The organism is Pantoea sp. Taur (assembly GCF_009830025.1).
Lineage (GTDB): Bacteria > Pseudomonadota > Gammaproteobacteria > Enterobacterales > Enterobacteriaceae > Pantoea > Pantoea communis.
On record NZ_SZZZ01000010.1, the window covers coordinates 117,282 to 136,115 of the forward strand.

General features: G+C 54.4%; 18 protein-coding genes. 12 read left to right on the forward strand and 6 right to left on the reverse strand.

Annotation, left to right across the window (positions count from 1 at the left end):
- Nucleotides 1–120: 120 nt before the first annotated feature.
- Entirely contained in the window at nucleotides 121–1,044 is a 924-nt protein-coding gene (locus tag FD744_RS15065; RefSeq protein ID WP_034830994.1) for a LysR family transcriptional regulator, read from the reverse strand.
- A gap of 90 nt (nucleotides 1,045–1,134) precedes the next feature.
- Nucleotides 1,135–1,635: a M48 family metallopeptidase gene (locus FD744_RS15070; protein WP_034830993.1), complete on the reverse strand. Its 501-nt coding sequence runs from the start codon at nucleotides 1,633–1,635 to the stop codon at nucleotides 1,135–1,137.
- 81 nt (nucleotides 1,636–1,716) lie between these two features.
- Here FD744_RS15070 and rlmG point away from each other — a divergent pair, with 81 nt between their 5' ends.
- Nucleotides 1,717–2,835, forward strand: coding sequence for a 23S rRNA (guanine(1835)-N(2))-methyltransferase RlmG (gene rlmG, locus FD744_RS15075; RefSeq protein ID WP_058959519.1), 1,119 nt, complete (start codon nucleotides 1,717–1,719; stop codon nucleotides 2,833–2,835).
- Here rlmG and FD744_RS15080 read toward each other — a convergent pair whose 3' ends face one another.
- Entirely contained in the window at nucleotides 2,836–4,839 is a 2,004-nt protein-coding gene (locus FD744_RS15080; RefSeq protein WP_160868611.1) for an NADPH-dependent 2,4-dienoyl-CoA reductase, read from the reverse strand.
- 472 nt (nucleotides 4,840–5,311) lie between these two features.
- On the opposite strand from FD744_RS15080, the gene idnD reads away from it, so the two are divergent.
- From idnD to FD744_RS15095, 3 genes are all read left to right on the forward strand, one after another.
- On the forward strand, nucleotides 5,312–6,343 hold the full coding sequence (gene idnD, locus FD744_RS15085; RefSeq protein WP_160868612.1) for an L-idonate 5-dehydrogenase: 1,032 nt from the start codon (nucleotides 5,312–5,314) through the stop codon (nucleotides 6,341–6,343).
- A gap of 9 nt (nucleotides 6,344–6,352) precedes the next feature.
- Nucleotides 6,353–7,117, forward strand: a complete 765-nt coding sequence (gene idnO / locus FD744_RS15090) for a gluconate 5-dehydrogenase (RefSeq protein WP_160868613.1) — start codon at nucleotides 6,353–6,355, stop codon at nucleotides 7,115–7,117.
- Between the two features lie 79 nt (nucleotides 7,118–7,196).
- Nucleotides 7,197–8,516: a gluconate:H+ symporter gene (locus FD744_RS15095; protein ID WP_160868614.1), complete on the forward strand. Its 1,320-nt coding sequence runs from the start codon at nucleotides 7,197–7,199 to the stop codon at nucleotides 8,514–8,516.
- 31 nt (nucleotides 8,517–8,547) lie between these two features.
- Here the strand turns inward: FD744_RS15095 and FD744_RS15100 are convergent, their stop codons facing one another.
- Nucleotides 8,548–9,258, reverse strand: coding sequence for a polyphenol oxidase family protein (locus FD744_RS15100; RefSeq protein ID WP_160868615.1), 711 nt, complete (start codon nucleotides 9,256–9,258; stop codon nucleotides 8,548–8,550).
- 109 nt (nucleotides 9,259–9,367) lie between these two features.
- Here FD744_RS15100 and FD744_RS15105 point away from each other — a divergent pair, with 109 nt between their 5' ends.
- The 5 genes from FD744_RS15105 to FD744_RS15125 all read left to right on the forward strand — a co-directional run bounded on the left by FD744_RS15105 (nucleotide 9,368) and on the right by FD744_RS15125 (nucleotide 14,732).
- Entirely contained in the window at nucleotides 9,368–10,177 is an 810-nt protein-coding gene (locus tag FD744_RS15105) for a 5'-nucleotidase, lipoprotein e(P4) family (protein ID WP_034828310.1), read from the forward strand.
- Nucleotides 10,178–10,757: 580 nt separating this feature from the next.
- Nucleotides 10,758–11,396 carry a carbonic anhydrase gene (locus FD744_RS15110; protein ID WP_160868641.1) on the forward strand — a complete coding sequence of 213 codons (639 nt, stop codon included), beginning with the start codon at nucleotides 10,758–10,760 and terminating at the stop codon, nucleotides 11,394–11,396.
- The gene (locus FD744_RS15115) at nucleotides 11,393–12,868 is read left to right on the forward strand and encodes a SulP family inorganic anion transporter (RefSeq protein WP_160868616.1); all 1,476 of its coding nucleotides are present in this window, start codon (nucleotides 11,393–11,395) and stop codon (nucleotides 12,866–12,868) included. The genes FD744_RS15110 and FD744_RS15115 overlap by 4 nt, the downstream gene beginning before the upstream one ends.
- 294 nt (nucleotides 12,869–13,162) lie before the next feature.
- A complete protein-coding gene (locus tag FD744_RS15120; protein WP_160868617.1) occupies nucleotides 13,163–14,587 on the forward strand; it encodes a GGDEF domain-containing protein in 1,425 nt (474 codons plus the stop codon).
- Nucleotides 14,574–14,732 (forward strand): hypothetical protein, encoded by a 159-nt coding sequence (locus FD744_RS15125; RefSeq protein WP_160868618.1) that lies wholly within the window; start codon nucleotides 14,574–14,576, stop codon nucleotides 14,730–14,732. The genes FD744_RS15120 and FD744_RS15125 overlap by 14 nt, the downstream gene beginning before the upstream one ends.
- Nucleotides 14,733–14,810: 78 nt before the next feature.
- Here FD744_RS15125 and ddlA read toward each other — a convergent pair whose 3' ends face one another.
- A complete protein-coding gene (gene ddlA, locus FD744_RS15130; protein ID WP_160833713.1) occupies nucleotides 14,811–15,905 on the reverse strand; it encodes a D-alanine--D-alanine ligase in 1,095 nt (364 codons plus the stop codon).
- 400 nt (nucleotides 15,906–16,305) lie between these two features.
- On the opposite strand from ddlA, the gene FD744_RS15135 reads away from it, so the two are divergent.
- Complete coding sequence (locus FD744_RS15135) at nucleotides 16,306–17,010, forward strand: MgtC/SapB family protein (RefSeq protein WP_034828565.1); 705 nt, start codon at nucleotides 16,306–16,308, stop codon at nucleotides 17,008–17,010.
- A gap of 278 nt (nucleotides 17,011–17,288) precedes the next feature.
- On the opposite strand, the gene FD744_RS15140 is transcribed toward FD744_RS15135, so the two are convergent.
- Nucleotides 17,289–17,972, reverse strand: coding sequence for a hypothetical protein (locus tag FD744_RS15140; protein ID WP_237449397.1), 684 nt, complete (start codon nucleotides 17,970–17,972; stop codon nucleotides 17,289–17,291).
- 95 nt (nucleotides 17,973–18,067) lie between these two features.
- Here FD744_RS15140 and FD744_RS25370 point away from each other — a divergent pair, with 95 nt between their 5' ends.
- Nucleotides 18,068–18,325, forward strand: coding sequence for a hypothetical protein (locus FD744_RS25370; protein WP_202403524.1), 258 nt, complete (start codon nucleotides 18,068–18,070; stop codon nucleotides 18,323–18,325).
- 82 nt (nucleotides 18,326–18,407) lie between these two features.
- A complete protein-coding gene (locus tag FD744_RS15145) occupies nucleotides 18,408–18,746 on the forward strand; it encodes a contact-dependent growth inhibition system immunity protein (protein WP_160868619.1) in 339 nt (112 codons plus the stop codon).
- Nucleotides 18,747–18,834 lie beyond the last annotated feature (88 nt).

Genomic DNA, 18,834 nt, shown 5'->3' on the forward strand with positions numbered 1-18,834 from the left:
GCAAAGTTTTTGCAACATTGGGGTAACGTGATTGACATAGTTTTAAGCGGCTATTTGCGCAGAATGAATAGGGTTATGATTTTGGTTCATATAGGTTTGCCCTATATGCACGCTCAGCCATTAGCATTCGATATGGCTGTAAGTGGATTGCACCTCCTGCAAATAACGGCGCATCAGCTGCATCATTTCGCGGGTGGCAGCAGAAATGGCGGTGTCAGCACGGTGAATAAAGGCAAACACCTCAAAAGCGGGCGGTTCGATGGGTACCCATTTCAGCTTATCGCCGTATCCGAGGTGGTGCAGGATCGGACGCGTAGCGATAAGATCTCCTAATCCTCTCGCGGCCAATTCCAGTGCCGTTGCCTGATGTTCCACTTCAATAATCGGTTCCAGCCGCGCACCGATCTCCTGAGCACGCTGATTGAGCAGACGACGGATCGGATCGCTGGTGTGCCAGGTGGCTTCACTGAATATCAGCGGTGCCTGTAATAAGGCATGAATATCCTTCGGCCCATATAAACGCGCATCACTCGCCGAGATATAGCCAATTTGCGTTGACCAGACCGGTTCACTGACCACCAGATTTTTATTATTCACCGGCAGCATCACCAGCCCGGCTTCAATCTCGCCATCAATCACCGAGCGCGCCACGTCCGAAGAGTTAGTGCCGGTTAAACGCAGACGCACGCCGGGATAGCGCGCCCGGAACTCGCAAATCAGATCGGCGAGAAAATATTGGTAGGCAGAACTGAAGGTGCCGAAAGATGCCAGTCCGCCTTTCAGCTCGCGCACGGACTGCACCGCTTCATAACCGCGTTTGGCCGCTTGCACGGTTGCGCGCGCATGAGGCTCAAGGCGTAGACCGGCATCGGTCAATATCAGGCGACGGTTGGTGCGAATAAACAGATGGGTGCCCATTTCGCTTTCCAGTCGCAGGATCTGATCGGAAAGGGAGGGCTGAGAGATCTCTAAAGACTCGGCGGCCTTGGACATGGTGCCCAGATCAATCGCCGCCAGAAAATAGTGTAATTGTTGGAGTGTCATCGTTTTTAGCCCAGCAGGTGAGAAGTCGAGGCCGATCTAAGACACTCCTGAGCATATGCGCTGAGGGGAAAATTGCAACGAAATGAATCGCTAAGCCGCGTTACCGCGCATCGCCTGATCCGTCATCCACAGGCGCGCATCGAACTCCAGTTGGTGGTAATCCGGTTCCATATGGCAGCAGAGTTGGTAGAACGCTTTGTCGTGATCCTTCTCTTTCAGGTGCGCCAGTTCGTGCACCACGATCATGCGCAGGAACGGTTCCGGTGCCAGACGGAAGAAGGTGGAGATACGAATCTCGGCTTTGGCTTTCAGGTTGCCGCCCTGCACACGCGAGATGGCGGTGTGCAGGCCAAGCGCATGTTTCATCACCTTGATTTTGTTATCCCAGATGACTTTGCTCACTGGCGGCGCGCTGCGCATATAACGGTTTTTCATTGCCTGGGTGTAATCATACAGCGCACGGTCACTGACAATATTGTGCGTGTCAGGATAGCGTTCCTGCAAAAAGCTGCCCAATCGCTGATTATCAATCAGCAACTGCACCTGTTCGAGGATGTTTTCAGGATAACCCTGCAGATAGATTAATGACATTGGGATTCCCGACGAAAGACAGTATACTGCGCCCCCTTTTTAGGGCGAAAATCGCGCAAAGTGTACCACGCCGGAGATTCCATGAGCCAACTTGAACTGACCAATCGCACGCTGACCTTGCAGCGCTTCCCGCCGATGCGTGAAGAAAGCCCGTTACAGGCGTGGGATTCCGCCGATGAATATCTGTTGCAGCAAGAACTGCCAGAAGGACCGGTGCTGGTGTTCAACGACAGCTTTGGTGCGTTGACCTGCGGACTGAACGGCCGTGAAGTGTGGCACGTCAGCGACTCGCTGCTGAGCGAGCAGGCGGCGAAGCAGAACCTGCGTCTCAATGAGATGGATGAAGATCAGGTGCACTTTATCGATAGCCTGGCGCCGCTGCCTGCTGCGCCTGCCGTCGTGCTGATTAAAATCCCGAAAGCGCTGGCCCTGCTGGAGCACCAGTTGCGCGCGCTGCGTAAAGTGATCACGGCTGATACGCTGATCCTCGGCGCGGCAAAAGCCAAAGACATCCACAACTCCACGCAGCAGTTGTTCGATCGCATTCTCGGTGAGAGCAAAACCTCACTGGCGTGGAAGAAATCGCGCCTGATTTACTGCACTTACAGCGCGCCCAAACTGCCGGAGGTGTCAGAGACCACGGTGTGGCCGCTGGACGATTCCTCTTACCAGATTCACAACCACGCTAACGTGTTCTCTCGCGGATCGCTGGACGTGGGTGCGCGTTTCTTTATGCAGCATCTGCCGTCAGATATTGAAGGGGAAATCCTCGATCTTGGCTGCGGCAACGGCGTGATTGGTTTATTGGCGCTGGAACAGAACCCGCAGGCGGACGTGCTGTTCTATGACGAATCCTACATGGCCGTGGCGTCCAGTAAGCTCAACGTGGAAGTGAACCGTCCGCAGGATCTGGCACGCTGCCAGTTCCGCGTCAACAACGTACTGAGTGGCTTCCCGTCGGATCGTCTGCACGCGGTACTGTGCAATCCGCCGTTCCATCAGCAGCACGCGGTGACCGATCATCTGGCCTGGCAAATGCTGCGTGATGCCAAACGTTGCCTGCAGTACGGCGGCGAGTTGCGTATTGTCGGCAACCGCCACCTCGGTTATCACGTCAAAATGAAAAAGCTGTTTGGCAACTGTGAGCTGGTGGCGTCTAACGCCAAGTTCGTGGTGCTGCGTTCGGTCAAACTGCGTTAATCACACGCTGAGCGCCAGCTCAGTGGCCTGTGCGATGGCGCGGCGAGCATCCAGCTCCTGCGCCACATCGGCTCCACCAATCAGCTTTACCGCTTTACCGCGTGCGGCCAGCTCATCCGCCAGCTGACGCAACGGTTCCTGCCCGGCACAAATCACCACGTTATCCACCGCCAGCGTGATCGGCTCGCCCTGATGGCGCAAGTGCAATCCGGCATCATCAATCTTCAGATACTCGACGTCGCCCCACATCTGCACGCCGTGCGCCTGCAAACTGGCGCGATGGATCCAACCGGTGGTTTTCGCCAGCCCGGCGCCGGGCTTGCCGGATTTACGTTGCAACAGCCAGATTTGCCGATCCGCTGCCAGCGGCTGCGGACGGACTAACCCGCCGCGCGCCTGTAAGCTGTGATCGATGCCCCAGCTCTGATAGAAATCTTCGTGCGCGTTTTGATGCAGCAAAAACTCGGCAGTATCAAAGCCAATACCGCCCGCACCGATAATGGCGACGCGCTGGCCGACCGGCTTTTTATCGCGAATCACATCGAGGTAGCTGAGTACGCTGGCATGGTCGATGCCGGGAATCGACAACTGACGCGGCGCAATACCGGTGGCGATCACCACTTCATCCACACTTTCCAGCTCATCAGCGCTCACGCGATGCCCGGTGCGAATTGCCACGCCCTGTGTCTCCAGCTGATGGCGGAAGTAGCGCAGCGTCTCGCTAAACTCCTCTTTGCCGGGGATCTGACGCGCAATATTAAACTGGCCGCCAATCTGTGCGTCCGCTTCATACAGTGTCACCTGATGGCCGCGCTCGGCTGCCTGTAGCGCGAACGCCATGCCCGCCGGGCCAGCACCGACCACCGCAATCTGTTTAGGCTGTTCAACTGGGATTACCGGCATCAGGGTTTCGTGGCAGGCGCGGGGATTAACCAGACATGAAGTGACTTTGCCGACAAAGATCTGATCGAGACAGGCCTGATTGCAGGCGATGCAGGTGTTGATGGCATCCGGCTGCCCTGCCTGCGCTTTGCGCACAAAGGCCGCATCGGCAAGAAACGGACGTGCCATCGAGACCATATCGGCAATGCCATCGCGCAGCAGCGATTCCGCCACCTGCGGATGGTTGATACGGTTAGTGGCAATAACGGGGACGGATACCGCTTCACGCAGATGCTGCGTGACCCACGCAAAACCGGCACGCGGTACGCAAGTGGCGATAGTCGGGATGCGCGCTTCGTGCCAGCCAATACCGCTGTTGAACAGCGTCACACCGCGCTGCTCCAGCGCCTTTGCCAGCGTCAGCGTCTCTTCCAGCGAACTGCCGTTGTTCACCAGATCGAGCATCGACAGGCGGAAGATGATGATAAACGCCGGGCCGACCGCTTCGCGCACCGCCTGCGTGACTTCCAGCGCAAAGCGACGACGGCGCTGCACATCGCCGCCCCACTCATCGTCACGATGGTTGGTGTGCGCCACCAGGAACTGATTAATCAGATAACCTTCGGAGCCCATGATCTCGACGCCATCATAACCGGCCTGCTGGGCCAACCTCGCGCACTGGGCAAAGTCCGCAATGGTCTGACGAATCTCGCCATCGCTCAGTTCGCGCGGCGTGAAAGGGTTAATCGGTGCCTGCAACGCTGAAGGCGCAACCAAATCGCGTTGATAGCTGTAACGCCCGGCATGCAGAATTTGCAGCGCGATTTTGCCGCCCGCGGCATGCACCGCATCGGTGAGGGTGCGATGCCAGTCGCACTGGCTCTCCTGATTGAGGATGGCGCCGCCGTGTGCCACCACGCCCTGTGGGTTGGGTGCGATGCCGCCGGTCACAATCAGTGCCACGCCTCCCCGCGCGCGTTCCGCATAAAACGCGGCTAATCGTGTGGCGCCATCAGTGTGTTCTTCCAGCCCGGTGTGCATGGAACCCATCAGAAAACGATTCTTTAGTTGGGTAAATCCCAGATCCAGCGGGGCAAACAGGTGGGCGTAATGCTCAGTCATGAACACAGTCTCGGAAAGTGGTCGGATGAGTCAACTTTAGCGGGAATTGGTTGGGATGGAAATTCGCGGTGTTCAGGCTGTGAGAAACCTCAAAAAAAGCAGGGCGACAGGTCGCAGGCGAAAGGTTCGGACTCCTTCGCCCGGCACGGGAAGAGACCTGTGCACCCTGAAACAGCTTGAAGATGAGGGCTAATGATTTAGCTCTATAGTTATGACTCCTGTCAGACTCAATCCAGACGACTTTCCCGGGTGAGGGTGCGGCGATAATGACATAGCTCACTGTGGTTAATCCCCAAGACGAGTCTTGGTTTTCCCCAGCAAAAAGTGATCCCGCTTCCATCTTCTGTACGAGCAGTTCACGTTCCAGGTAACAGCTATTTCGTAACATGATTTAGAGTGATCTGGTTCACAGTTTTCAGCCTCTGATCCCGCTTTGATAGCCCCCATTGCAACAGCAACAAATGGGGAAACCATGAATATCGAAACGCAATCCTGCGTGATTACCGGGAAAAAACAGGTCAGCGTCGCACCGCAACAGGTGAATTGGGACGGCACAGGCACGCTGGTGCGTATTACGCGCGGCGGCATTTGTGGATCTGACCTGCATTACTATCAGGAAGGCAAAGTCGGTAGCTTCGAAGTCAAAATGCCGATGATCCTCGGTCATGAAGTGATTGGTCATGTGGTGGAAAGCGACAACCCGGACCTGAAGCCGAATCAAAAAGTGGCGGTCAATCCGTCCAAACCGTGCGGCGAGTGCAAATACTGCCAGCGCGATCAGGAAAACCAGTGCACCTCCATGCGCTTCTTCGGCAGTGCGATGTATGTGCCGCATGTCGACGGCGGTTTCACCCAGTACAAAGTGGTGGATAGCAAACAGTGCGTGCCTTTCCCACAGGATGCCGATGAAACCGTGATGGTGTTTGCCGAGCCGCTGGCGGTGTGCATTCACGCCACGCATCAGGCGGGCGATCTTACCGGCAAGCACGTGTTCATTTCCGGCGTCGGTCCGATTGGCTGCTTAATTGCGGCGGCAGCGAAAGCGCGCGGTGCCGCCTCTGTGGTATGCAGCGACATTAGCGAGCGTTCGCTGGAGATGGCGCAGCAGATGGGCGCGACCGATGTGATCCATGCCGCCGAGGGCGATTTCACGCCTTATCTGGCCGACAAAGGCTATTTCGATGTGGCGTTTGAGGCTTCTGGCCATCCTTCCTCGTTACAGCGCTGCCTCGATGTGGTGTGCGCCAAAGGTACGCTGGTGCAGGTCGGCATGGGTGGCACTATCCCGAACTTCCCGATCATAGCGCTGATTGCCAAAGAGATTCAGCTGGTCGGTTCTTTCCGCTTTACCCATGAATTCAACACCGCCGTCGAGTGGCTGGCGAACGGTGTGGTCAACCCGCTGCCGCTGTTCAGCGGTGAATACGATTTGCAGGACATCGACGCGGCCTTGCAGTTTGCTGGCGATAAAACTCGTGCGGCGAAAGTCCAGTTAACCTTTTAAGGAGCAGTGATGAGTCAGTTATTTTCCCTCGAAGGCAAGCGTGTATTACTCACCGGTTCGGCGCGCGGTATTGGTTTTCTGCTGGCGCGTGGCCTGGGTGAAGCCGGCGCGGAAGTGATCGTCAACGCCACCACCAAACAGGGGGCAGAACAGGGCGCGGCGAAACTGCGCGAGCTGGGCCTGCGCGCCCATGCCAAAGCCTTTGATGTGACGCAGTCTGCGCAGGTGCAGCAGGCGGTGGATGAGATTGAAGCCGAATGGGGACCGATTGATATTCTGGTCAACAACGCCGGGATCCAGCGCCGCCGTCCGTTCCTCGAATTCCCGGAGCAGGACTGGAATGACGTGATTGCCGTTAACCAGACCGCCGTGTTCCTGGTCTCTCAAACCGTGGCGAAAAAAATGGTCGATCGCCAGCGCGGTAAAATCATCAATATCGGTTCGATGCAAAGCGAACTGGGCCGCGACACCATCACGCCTTACGCCGCTTCCAAAGGCGCCGTCACCATGCTGACGCGCGGTATGTGCGTCGAGCTGGCGCGCCATAACATCCAGGTGAACGCCATTGCACCAGGCTACTTCGTCACGGAGATGACGCAGGCGCTGGCCGACGATCCGGCCTTTACCGGTTGGCTCACCAAACGCACGCCAGCCGCCCGCTGGGGTAAACCGGAAGAGCTGATCGGTGCTGCGGTGTTCCTCGCCTCGGGCGCGTCTGATTTCGTGAATGGTCACTTGCTGTTCGTTGATGGCGGTATGCGCGTCGCCGTGTAATGCCATGGTGCGGCTGGCATTTTCGCCGGGCCGCGCCTAGACCTTAATCACCCCTCTGTATTCCTAAGGATAATAAAAAATGCCAATAACCATTATTGTGCTGGGTGTGATACTGCTGCTGGTATTGATGATTGTATTTAAGGTCAACGGCTTTATTGCGTTGGTGTTTGTCTCGGCGGTGGTGGGTATCGCTGAAGGGATGACGCCGCTCAACGTAATGGCCTCGATCCAAAAAGGTATCGGCTCGACGCTCGGTGGATTAGCGATGATCCTCGGCTTCGGTGCCATGCTCGGGCGATTAGTTTCGGACACCGGCGCGGCACAACGCGTCGCCACCACCCTGATTGCTGCTTTTGGTAAAGAGCGGCTGCAATGGGCGCTGGTGGTCACCGGACTGATCGTTGGTCTGGCGATGTTCTATGAAGTGGGCTTCGTGCTGCTGCTGCCGCTGGTGTTCACCATCGTCGCGGCGGCTGGTTTGCCGCTGCTGTACGTCGGCGTGCCGATGGTGGCTGCACTCTCGGTGACGCACTGCTTCCTGCCGCCGCATCCCGGTCCAACCGCGATCGCCACCATCTTTGGCGCGAACCTTGGCACCACACTGCTGTACGGCATGATCATCACCATTCCGACGGTGATCGTGGCCGGTCCGATCTTCTCGAAATTCTTGAAGAGCTTTGAGAAATCACCACCGGAAGGCTTGTACAACCCGAAGATCTTCTCTGAAGAAGAGATGCCAGGTTTCGGTATCAGTATCTTTGCCGCCATCATCCCGGTGGTGCTGATGGCGATTGCCGCTGTGTTTGAGCTGACCACGCCAAAAGAGAACCCGCTGCGTCAGTTCTTTGAGTTCATCGGTAACCCGGCGGTGGCGCTGTTTATTGCCGTAGTGATCGCCGTACTGACGCTGGGTCTGCGCAACGGTCGCAAGATGGAAGAAGTGATGGATATGTGCGGCGAGTCGATTGCCGCTATCGCCATGATCGTCTTCATCATTGCTGGGGGTGGTGCGTTTAAGCAGGTGCTGGTGGACAGCGGCGTGGGCAACTATATTGCGGACATGATGAAAGGATCGTCACTGTCTCCGCTGCTGATGTGCTGGACGGTGGCAGCGATGCTGCGTATCGCGCTGGGATCGGCCACGGTTGCGGCGATCACCACCGCCGGGATCGTCACGCCGATCATCGCGGTGACCCATGCCGATCCGGCATTGATGGTGCTGGCGGTAGGTTCGGGCAGCGTGATCGCCTCACACGTCAACGATCCGGGCTTCTGGCTGTTTAAGGGGTACTTCAACCTGAGCGTGGTAGAAACCCTGAAAACCTGGACGGTGATGGAGACGCTGATCTCGATTCTCGGTCTGGCGGGTGTGCTGGCACTTAACGCCATCATTCACTGATGCAACGGGCTGCACAGGGACGTGCAGCCACTCAGTCGCGACGACGAATCCACGAAAATCGCGATTGATAGCCGCTGTCAAAATGGGTGTTGTAGCGATAGCTCGATCCCGACTCCGCCATGCAATAAGTGCAGACGTTTAACACCTCGATCTGCTCGGCAGGAATGCCACGCTGTAACAGCAACCCTCGCGCCAGATGCGGCAAATCAAACCACACGCCCTGATGATGCGCCCGCGCCTGCGGACGGATCGCTGCGCTATTGCGTGGTTGCTCGCTCGCCCACTGCAGCGCAGGCAAATCTGCGCGTTCTTGCATCTGCGTCACCAAATCTTTGCCCAGCTCATAACAGCACGGACCAATGGCCGGGCCGATGGCGACATGCAGCGTTTCGGTGCGGGCACCACGTTTGAGCAATCCGTCAATGGCACTGTTTAGCACTCCACTCAGCGTGCCTTTCAATCCGGCATGCACTGCCGCCACCTGATGCTGCGCGCTATCAGCGAACAGTACCGGCAAACAGTCAGCGGTATACACCGCCACCGGCAGCTGGTTTTCCCCAATCACGCCATCGGATTCGCAGCTTTTCGGCGGCAGGTTTTGGGTTGCCAGCACCACCTGGGCGCTGTGGCGCTGCTGGCCATAGGCGGCATCCGTGGGCACCGGTTGGCCCGCAGGCTGAAAGGCATAATCGAGCCACGGCAGGGCATCAAGCAGCGTTGAACGCGGTCCGGCATGTGACATAAGTGTCTCCTTTGACAGGGCGGCAGCTTTCTTCTGCCCACAGCTTACGTTAACTGCTACATTTTTAAAGCTTTACACAAACTGACCATAATCACTTAAGGATGATCTGATGAAAAACACCTCTTTGCTGGCAGCGTCCGGCATTCTTGCGCTGCTGCTAACAGGATGCGCGCAACCGGCCAAACAGCAGGCGCAGCAGCAGCTCGGCCAGCAATCGGTATTGGCAGTGAACTGGTTCCAGCAGTCCGGTGAGTATCAGGCATTAAGCTGGCAGGCATTTAACACTGCGCGCATGGCGTTTGATGCTGCGCCATCGCTGGCGGGCAAGCCGAAAGCGGTGATCGTCGATCTCGATGAAACCATGATCGATAACAGTGCCTATAGCGCATGGCAGGCGAAAAACGGCCAGCCGTTCTCTGGCAAAACCTGGTCAGCCTGGACTCAGGCGCGTCAGGCCACCGCCGTGCCGGGCGCGGTGGAGTTCGCCAACTACGTCAACAGCCACGGCGGCACCCTGTTCTACGTCTCGAACCGCGACCAGAAGGATTACGCCGCGACGGTGGACAACCTCAACAAGCTGGGCTTCAGCGGCGTGAGTGACAAAACCGTGCGTCTTAGCACCGGGAACTCCAATAAACAGGAGCGCTTCGATGCGATTAAAAACGCCGGATATAACGTGGTGTTGTACGTGGGCGATAACCTGAATGATTTTGGTGGCGCGACCTGGCATCAGGGCAATGCACAGCGTCAGCAGTTCGTTAACCTCAATCATCAGCATTTTGGTACGCAGTTTATCGTGCTGCCTAATCCGCTGTACGGTGACTGGGAAAGTGGCATGGCGGAGAACTACAACAAACTGACGCCGGAACAGCAGCTGCAGGTGCGTGAAGCGCGTATGAAAGCGTGGAACGGTAAATAATTCGTCAAGCGAATTAGCGCCTGTTGCGGCAGGCGCGGTGATTTTAATTCAGGGCCAGTGATATTTACTTTTCATCGTCATTATTATTCTCCTTATTATTTTCCTGATCTCTTGCTTAATTACAGGCAAGTGATTGGCGGAAAATATCGCTATTCTGCTATTTACCCAGTGAATGACTCCAATCATAAATTTTATAATTAAGATTTTTCTCAACTCAAATCATTCAATTCACCATACTAGTGCAAAGGCATGAAAAGACTGCGTGTATATTTTTGTCGATTCATTCCAGATGCATAATTTAATATTCAGATTAATTACATGATTCACATAACAAATGTTGTTTTTTAATCAATTCTCTCGGCTTGCATTAAATTACTTTTAATCGACACTTCCTGACGTTTATTTTACAGGGAGTTCGATTTTGTTGTGCACGGAAATATTGATTGTGCAACCACAAGCATTAGCAGCTATAAACAATTTATGTGAGGAAGCTCTGCTTTCATACTCCATCGATCGTCTTAGCGGCGTTTAAAACCCTGTGACTTAGCCTGAAATCGATATTTCTGGACGTAGAGAGAAGATAATTGTGACGACACTTAAACCCTTATTAGCGAAAAATCGCAGTTGGGCATTACAGCGCCGCGAGCGTAATCCAGATTATTTCGAACAATATCTGCATCAACAAAAACCGCATTCGCTGTGGATCGGTTGTTCCGATAGCCGCGTACCTGCCGAAGTGCTGACTGGCTCGCATCCCGGCGAACTGTTTGTGCATCGCAACATCGCCAATATGGTGGTGACCGATGACGATAACCTGATGAGCGTGCTGCAATACGCGATTTTCTACCTCGGCGTGGAGCGCATTGTCCTGTGCGGCCACTACGGCTGCGGCGGCGTGCAGGCTGCGCTGGGGTTGCCCGCTAGCCCGCTGGCAAAAGAGGATTCGGCGCTGGCAAGACGCATCGCTGCGTTGCGCAGTAGCCTGCAACAAGGTCTGGTGGAATATCACGCCAGTGCTGAGGAAGAGGAGAGCAGTAAGCTCAACCGCTTAGTCGAAGCCAACGTCATCGCCCAGTTTGCTCAGTTAGTGGCGTGTGAGCCAGTGCGACAGGCCTGGCAAGCCGGGCAATCGCTGGAAGTGTTTGGCTGCGTGTATGACCTGCAGTCGGGTCATTTGAAAGAGCTTACTCAGCAATCTGCAAAGGAATCGGTGCCATGAACCTTAACACGCTGCGTCAGGACGTTCCCGCCGGTCTGGTGGTGTTTTTGGTGGCGCTGCCGCTGTGCCTTGGCATCGCGCAGGCCAGCGGTTTACCGCCGTTTGCCGGATTGCTCACCGGGGTGATCGGCGGCCTGCTGGTCACTTCACTGAGTCCCTCGCGTTTTGCCGTCAGCGGCCCGGCGGCAGGTCTGGTGACCATTGTGGTGGCCTCGATCCAGACGCTAGGCAGCTTCTCCGCTTTCCTCACCGCGCTGATTCTGGCGGGCGTGCTGCAGTGCCTGCTTGGTTTGCTGCGAGCCGGTCGCTTCATTTCGCTGGTGCCGGGCAGTGTGATCAAAGGGATGCTGGCGGCGATCGGTATTTTGCTGATTATGCAGCAGATCCCGGTGGCCTTCGGTGCCGCAGGTGATGCTGAGCTGGTGTCGCTGGTGAATGGCGGATTTCAGTTTTCGCTAAGTGCGATGCTGGTGGCGGGCATCGGTCTGCTGATTCTCTGGCTGTGGACCACGCCAATAGTGAAATCGGTCAAGCTGCTTGGTTGGATTCCGGGCCCACTGGTGGCCGTGTTGTTCGGCTGCATGGCGACGGTGTTTGGCGATCGCCTGTTCCCGAGCCTGGCGGAAGGGCTACCGCGTATTGCGTTGCCAGCCTTTGATAGCCTGTCAGCGCTGGCGGCGGAGCTGGAAACCCCTGACTGGCTGGCGTGGCAAAATCCTTCAGTCTGGGTGGTTGCCGTGACGCTGGCGCTGGTGGCAAGCCTGGAAACGCTGCTGAGTCAGGAGGCGCTGAAAAAACTGCGTCCGCAGCATCCGGCACCTTCGCCAAATAAAGAGATGTTCGCACAGGGCATCGGCAACCTGACTGCTGGTTTCCTTGGTGCGATGCCGATTACGGCGGTGATTGTGCGCAGCTCGGTGAATGTCAGCGTCGGGGCGCAGACCAAACTGTCGATTCTGATCCACGGCGCGCTGTTGCTGATCTGCGGCTTGTGGTTCAGCGATCTGCTCAACGCCATTCCTCTAGCCAGCCTTGCCGCTGTCTTGCTGTATACCGGCTATAAGCTGGCAACGCCGCGTCTGTTCATTGAGCAGTTCCGCATGGGCGCTCAGCAGTACGTGCCGTTCCTCGCCACCATCGGCGGCATTATTGTGTTCGGCATGCTGGCGGGGATTGGTATCGGTATCGCCACGCAGATTCTGTATAGCATCTACAAAAGCCACCGCAACGCGCTGCAGCTTACCCGCTATGACGATCACTACGTGCTGCGCTTCCAGCAAAACCTCACCTTTATGCACAACCCAAAACTGCAGGGATTGCTGGCGGAGATCCCGGAAAACAGCACGGTGATTGTTGATCACGATAACGCCGAGTACCTGGATCCGGACGTCAAAGCGGTACTACAGGATTTCGGCGAAAACGCGCGCGATCGTGGTATTCGTCTGAGTCAGTGGCCCGTTGCGGTTAAATAGCAATAACGCTTTGCTGAAAAACTGGTTTTTCACGTAAAAATCGGATATCTCGGATATCCGATTTTTTTATTTGCAGGGCATAATTGCAGCAGCTCTCATCCTTGTTTCTCGGGTTTCAACCCTGCTAGCGCGCTCACATCTCGCCGATCCGGCGCATTGAGTGCCGCCCAGTCGCAGAGTAGGATGACGAACACTCGCTTAATTGCCGAATCATCGCACAGTTATTTCAGGTTAAATGCTTGCTGATGCCCGTGGGCAAGAGGCAGCGATTTCCAGGTTACAGGGTTCAGACGTATGCGCGTTAAGCTGTTTGCTGAGAATAATTTAAAAAAGAATGCACTCTCGCTGTTCCTGATTACGCTTTTCTTCTGCTTTATTGGCAGTCATCTGCGCATTCCGGAGGAGTTCTCCCTGTTTTGGCCGGTGAACGCGCTGATTGCCGGTTTAATGGTGCGAAATCCTTTCCTGCATACCACGTCCAGCTATCTGGTGTGCTTTGCCGCGATGATTTTTAACGACACGGTGTTCTCCGGCTGGGCGCTGCCTGCGGTAACCGTAAACTTCGCCAATATCCTGTTTATTCTCGTTTCGGTCAGCATGTTGATCAAACACCTGCAGCCACCTTCGGCCAACAGCCAGGTGTTCAACGCCATGCGCATCTTCCCGGCCTGTTTCCTCGGTGCCGCCGCCTGTGCCACCTGGGGTGCATGGGCGCAGGATATCGATTTCAACGCGCGCTTTGTGGTGGCGTGGGGCGACTGGTTTAGCGAGCAGTTCTCGACTTCCCTGATGCTGTTGCCGGTGATGCTGGCGCGCTCCTTGCGCAACGTCTCACCGCGCACCTTGCTGCATCCCGGCAAACTGTTGCCGCTGGCGGCAGTGGTGCTGTCACTGACCATGGGGGCGATGATTGGCGGGGCAGGTAGCTTAACCTTCCCGGTGCCGGCGCTGATCTGGTGCGCCATCGTGTTACCGATTCCTGTTACAAGCCTGGTGATCCTGATTACCGGCATCACTGAGATCGTTCTCGTTTCCCATGGCGTAATGAATATTCAGGGCGATGACGCACTGCTGCCGATCAGCCACCTCACCTCGGCGCGACTGGGTGTGGCAACGGTGGCCCTCAGCCCGCTGCTGGTGGCAGTGAGTATGGATGCGATTCGTCAGCTCAATCATCGTCTGGCGTTGCGGGCGAATTTCGATTTCCTCACCCAGTTGCTGTCGCGTTCTGGCCTGTATGAAAGCCTGAAACAGGAGCCGTTCTCCTTACAGCGCGAAGCGGGCGTAGTGATGCTGGATGTCGACTATTTCAAAGCGATTAACGACAACTTTGGCCACGATGCCGGTGATGGCGTGCTGGAAGAGATTGCGCGCCGTATGCAACGCGTGGTGGGCAATCGCGGCATGGTGTGTCGCTTTGGTGGCGAAGAGTTTGTGGTGGTGGTGTTCGACTACAGCCATCTGCAACTTTACCAACTGGCCGAAGCGATTCGTCAGGCGATGGTCAAAGAGAAGTTCTGGATTCAGGGCAACACGGTGACGGTCACCGCCAGTTTAGGCCTGGCGCGCGGCAGTGCGCAGAGTGAGCGGGAATGGCCGGGCGTGATTAACCGTCTGGTGTCGGCAGCGGATAAAAATCTCTACCTCTCGAAACGCAATGGCCGTAACCAAACTTCTCCAGCGATGGAGCCGCGAAGCATGGTGAATGACGTGGCGTGAAGTGCGTGATGGTCGCCGTGAGTGGCGACCATCAGATGGCTTGATGCTGGGTTGTTTTGTTCGCCGTGAATGGCGACCTTACGATGGCTTGGTGCTGGTTTTTTCGGTCGCCATTGATGACAACCTCACAACTGCCTGGCGCTAATTTGTTTCGATCGCCATCAATGACAAACCTGTTTAGCCGTTGTAGGGTGCGCATTCATGCGCACCCGGAACGTGAAGATTAAACGCTGCTTTTTAGCTTGCTGCTCTGCTGATGGCGTTGCTGCGCCAGCTCAATCAAGCGCGTAATCAAATCGCTGTAGCTTAATCCTGCCGCCTGCCACAACTTCGGATACATGCTGATATTGGTAAAGCCCGGCAGGGTATTCACCTCGTTCACCACGATCTCGCCGCTCTCGGTCAGGAACACATCAACGCGTGCCATACCAAAGCACTCCAGCGCCTGGAACGCGCGAATCGCCACGGCCCGAATTGCTTCGCTGGCTTGCTCGCTGATGGCGGCGGGCACCACCACTTGTGCACCGTCGGCGCTGATGTATTTGGTGTCGTACGAATAGAAGGCATCATGCACCACCACTTCGCCACACGGGCTGGCTTCGGGTTCATCATTACCCAGCACCGCACACTCAATCTCGCGGCCTTTGATGCCTTGCTCGATCAGCACCTTACGATCGAAGGTAAAGGCCAGATCCAGCGCAGCCGCCAGATCGTCGATATGATCCACTTTGCTGACACCGACAGACGATCCCTGATTGGCGGGCTTGATAAATAGCGGTAATCCGAACTGATCGATCACGGCTTGCGCATCCAGACGTGCGCGCTGTGCCTGCGTCACGCTGATCCACGGCGCGACTTTTAAGCCCGCATCGCGCAGCAAACGCTTGGTGAAATCTTTGTCCATGCTCACCGCTGAGCCCAGCACATCCGATCCGACAAACGGCAGATTCGCCATGCGCAACAAGCCCTGCAGTGATCCATCTTCACCCAGGGTGCCGTGCACGATCGGGAAGATCACATCAAGCTGTGACAGTGGCTGCGCCTGCTGACGGGTGATCAGCTGCTGCGAAGCACTGCCCGGCACCAGCGCGACGTTTTCACCTGAGCGATTCAGGGCAATCAGCGCCGGGTTATCGGCATTCAGCAGGAAGCCGGAAGCATCATTCAGATGCCATTCACCCTGTTTATCGATGCCCAGCAGCACCACCTCGTATTTGCTCTTATCGATGGCTTCGAGGATGTTTTTCGCTGATTGTAACGACACCTCATGCTCGGCCGATTTGCCACCAAACACGATTCCTACACGTTGTTTTGCCATTGGTCTTGATCCGATTGCGGTATAGCGAGTGGGTAAGATAGCACGGTGATAAAAGGCATCAACAGGTTGGGGATTCCGATAGCGAAGTCTTTAACCCAACCTAAACGAAAGCGCTATTTGGAGTAGCCATAACAGGATACGAGGTTTAGAATCCCGGCGAATTTTTACCCAAGAGGATAACTGCATTGGACACCTGTCCCGAACGATTACAAAAGGTCCCTGCGGTAAGATAGCCTTCAACGCTGTCTTAACCGTGCGTTAAGACGGTGGATTTCCTTCCAGAATCTCCCCCTGTTTTTATGCGTGATGCTGCTGAATTTCAGCGGCAGCGGCACCGGCTGTAATCCATTTATTACCCCCTGAAGTTCCGCCTGCCTGAAGCAGCGGAGTGAGGTTTATGATGGATTGGAAAATCTTTTTACTGCGCGTCACTGTCGCGCTGGTTCTGGGCGCGCTGATTGGCAGCGAGCGCCAGCTTCGCCAACGTATGACCGGTTTGCGCACTAATGCGCTGGTCAGCACTGGCGCCTGTTTATTTGTTTTGATGACGCAAAGCGTACCCGGCATCGCCACCGATGCCTCACGCGTAGCGGCCTATGTGGTTTCTGGCATCGGCTTCCTCGGCGGCGGGGTGATCATGCGCGACGGCCTTAACGTGCGCGGCCTGAATACTGCCGCAACCCTGTGGTGCACCGCCGCCGTGGGCGTGCTGTGCAGCATGGGATTGCTACTGGAAGCGGCGATTGGCTGCATGGTGATTCTGTGCGCCAATATTCTGCTGCGCGATTTGGCGCAGGGCATAAATCGCCAGAGCCTGGTGCCTGCGGAAGAAGTGGTGCAGCACTACAAAGTGCAGATTATCTGTCTGGCGCAAGATGAAGTGCAGGTGCGCAGTCTGATGCTGCATAGCCTCGGCGGCAGCGGATTACGTCTGCAATCACTGCACAGCGAAGATATGAACCCGCCGCATCGCATGGAGGTCAATGCGGAAGTACTTGGTAAACCGAGTATGACGGATCAGCTGGAGAGTCTGGTGGGACGGATTAGTCTGGAGAAGGGCGTGAGTTCAGTGCGGTGGCAGGTTTGTGGGTTGGAAGGGGAGTGATGGGTTGGGTTACGATTTACCGGTCTTCTCAAGTTGAGTGGCTCTATCACCGATGATTTGGGTTGGGTGTTAAAAGAGGGTGCTGACAGATGGTGTTGGAGATATTCAATACCATCTGTTGTATTTGATGTAGATGAAGGAAACAACGATCACCCAGGATATGCTAAGGAAGGCTGCGTAATTTGGCATAAAGCGGACGAAAATGTAGATCCCTGCTACAACGGCTGCGAGGGGAATGAGGTAGATAAGTGACTGAAGTAACCACAAAAGTGCTCTCTTCATTTTTTCAAAATCTCGTATAAAGCATCTGCAATTTTTTCTTCATTGTTATCACCGGATTTTACCTGATAAATGATTTCAGACATTTGCGGTTCAATGAGGAAGTAAAGCATCTCAATATTTTCTCTTGATAGAGCTTGATAATAAGCAGGATTTTGAAATTTTAATCTGTTAGCCGCAGAGGCAGCCGTTTGCGCTTTGGCATAAAGCGTAGCGCCATTCACAAACCATGTAGAAAATGAGTTAACGAGATTGATATGCTTTTTCTTGAAGTCGGCGCTGCCGAGCACTAAATTGGCAATCGTCAGTGATAAAGCCATTTTGCTCGATTTTGTTGAAGCATGTTCGGCCGCGATCCCTAACATTTTTTGGATGTGAGAGACGAGATTATTGCTTTTTTGAACGCCAAGTTTTGTGAAGGTTTTACGAAAATATATTTCGACCATATCTAATGCGACATCTTTTCTTTTATAGATCTCACCTAACGCCAGAACTAACCTTTTGTCCTCTCTCCATGTATCACGGCATGAGCTGCGATAATATTCATTAGGTACAAAGCATGAACCATAGTTGCTGAGCCGCTGTGCGCCCATCTTGAACATATCTATAGTAGACAGCTGATCTGCATGGATCTGGTTTAATGAATGAGTTAGCGCGATCGCCAGCTGCTTATTGGACTGCATCTTCAGCTATAAATAGGTTTGTGACATACCTTCGCTCCATGATGTATCCTATACCCAATTTTTGATCATGTTCGTAAGTAAGGGCAAGAAAGAAGATGAAGAAAACAAAAAAAACGCTTATTTATGTCTTGGTTGTTATTATCTATTTTCTAATTATACCGGAGATCATTCTTCGTACTTTACCCTCTGGACAGCTTGCTCGTTTGAGTGATTTCACTAGCTTGGGCGGAATAGTCAATCCTCTGCTTTCTCTACTTATATGTTTTGGCATTTTTGCTGTTGTGTTAGCTATTATTACCGTTTCTGGTGTAAGTAAACTGCTTGCAGGAATAAATAATAGTGAGGTTAGATAAATGAGACAGCTTAGTTTGAACTCAAATTTTTGATTGAAAATAAATTTAATTATATCCGTGTGCCTTACTATGTGAGAAATAAATGGATACTAACATTCTTAAGCCTTGTGAAATCGATACTTTGGTAATCGCTCATTTTGGGCAGGATTGTGATTTGATTGATGAAAATTGTGAGTTCGATAATTTACTCGATGATTATTTATCTACCTCAATGCCATTCAATCAGCGCATGTTGTTAGCAAATCTGATTGAAATCGAAGAGCAGTCCGATGGATACGACGTATTTATAGCGCGTTATCGTGGCGAGTTCGCACCCGAGCGATGGGAATTGTCAGCTGAAGAATGGGTTAAGATTGTTAAGAACCGAACAATAGAATTTCTTCACGCGAATGGGCATTCGAGTGAGCTATCAAGTGGTTGATGATGTTGCGAAAGCTTTTAGGAAATGTAGGAAGATTTGGTGGCCCCTGCTGGGTTTGAACCAGCGACCAAGCGATTATGAGTCCCAA

Bases quoted from the DNA above. Each gene is read 5' to 3' on its own strand.
- FD744_RS15065 (WP_034830994.1), bottom strand. From the start codon at position 1,044: ATGACACTCCAACAATTACACTATTTTCTGGCGGCGATTGATCTGGGC.
- FD744_RS15070 (WP_034830993.1), bottom strand. From the start codon at position 1,635: ATGTCATTAATCTATCTGCAGGGTTATCCTGAAAACATCCTCGAACAG.
- rlmG (WP_058959519.1), top strand. From the start codon at position 1,717: ATGAGCCAACTTGAACTGACCAATCGCACGCTGACCTTGCAGCGCTTC.
- FD744_RS15080 (WP_160868611.1), bottom strand. From the start codon at position 4,839: ATGACTGAGCATTACGCCCACCTGTTTGCCCCGCTGGATCTGGGATTT.
- idnD (WP_160868612.1), top strand. From the start codon at position 5,312: ATGAATATCGAAACGCAATCCTGCGTGATTACCGGGAAAAAACAGGTC.
- idnO (WP_160868613.1), top strand. From the start codon at position 6,353: ATGAGTCAGTTATTTTCCCTCGAAGGCAAGCGTGTATTACTCACCGGT.
- FD744_RS15095 (WP_160868614.1), top strand. From the start codon at position 7,197: ATGCCAATAACCATTATTGTGCTGGGTGTGATACTGCTGCTGGTATTG.
- FD744_RS15100 (WP_160868615.1), bottom strand. From the start codon at position 9,258: ATGTCACATGCCGGACCGCGTTCAACGCTGCTTGATGCCCTGCCGTGG.
- FD744_RS15105 (WP_034828310.1), top strand. From the start codon at position 9,368: ATGAAAAACACCTCTTTGCTGGCAGCGTCCGGCATTCTTGCGCTGCTG.
- FD744_RS15115 (WP_160868616.1), top strand. From the start codon at position 11,393: ATGAACCTTAACACGCTGCGTCAGGACGTTCCCGCCGGTCTGGTGGTG.
- FD744_RS15120 (WP_160868617.1), top strand. From the start codon at position 13,163: ATGCGCGTTAAGCTGTTTGCTGAGAATAATTTAAAAAAGAATGCACTC.
- FD744_RS15125 (WP_160868618.1), top strand. From the start codon at position 14,574: ATGACGTGGCGTGAAGTGCGTGATGGTCGCCGTGAGTGGCGACCATCA.
- ddlA (WP_160833713.1), bottom strand. From the start codon at position 15,905: ATGGCAAAACAACGTGTAGGAATCGTGTTTGGTGGCAAATCGGCCGAG.
- FD744_RS15135 (WP_034828565.1), top strand. From the start codon at position 16,306: ATGGATTGGAAAATCTTTTTACTGCGCGTCACTGTCGCGCTGGTTCTG.
- FD744_RS15140 (WP_237449397.1), bottom strand. From the start codon at position 17,972: ATGCAGTCCAATAAGCAGCTGGCGATCGCGCTAACTCATTCATTAAAC.
- FD744_RS25370 (WP_202403524.1), top strand. From the start codon at position 18,068: ATGAAGAAAACAAAAAAAACGCTTATTTATGTCTTGGTTGTTATTATC.
- FD744_RS15145 (WP_160868619.1), top strand. From the start codon at position 18,408: ATGGATACTAACATTCTTAAGCCTTGTGAAATCGATACTTTGGTAATC.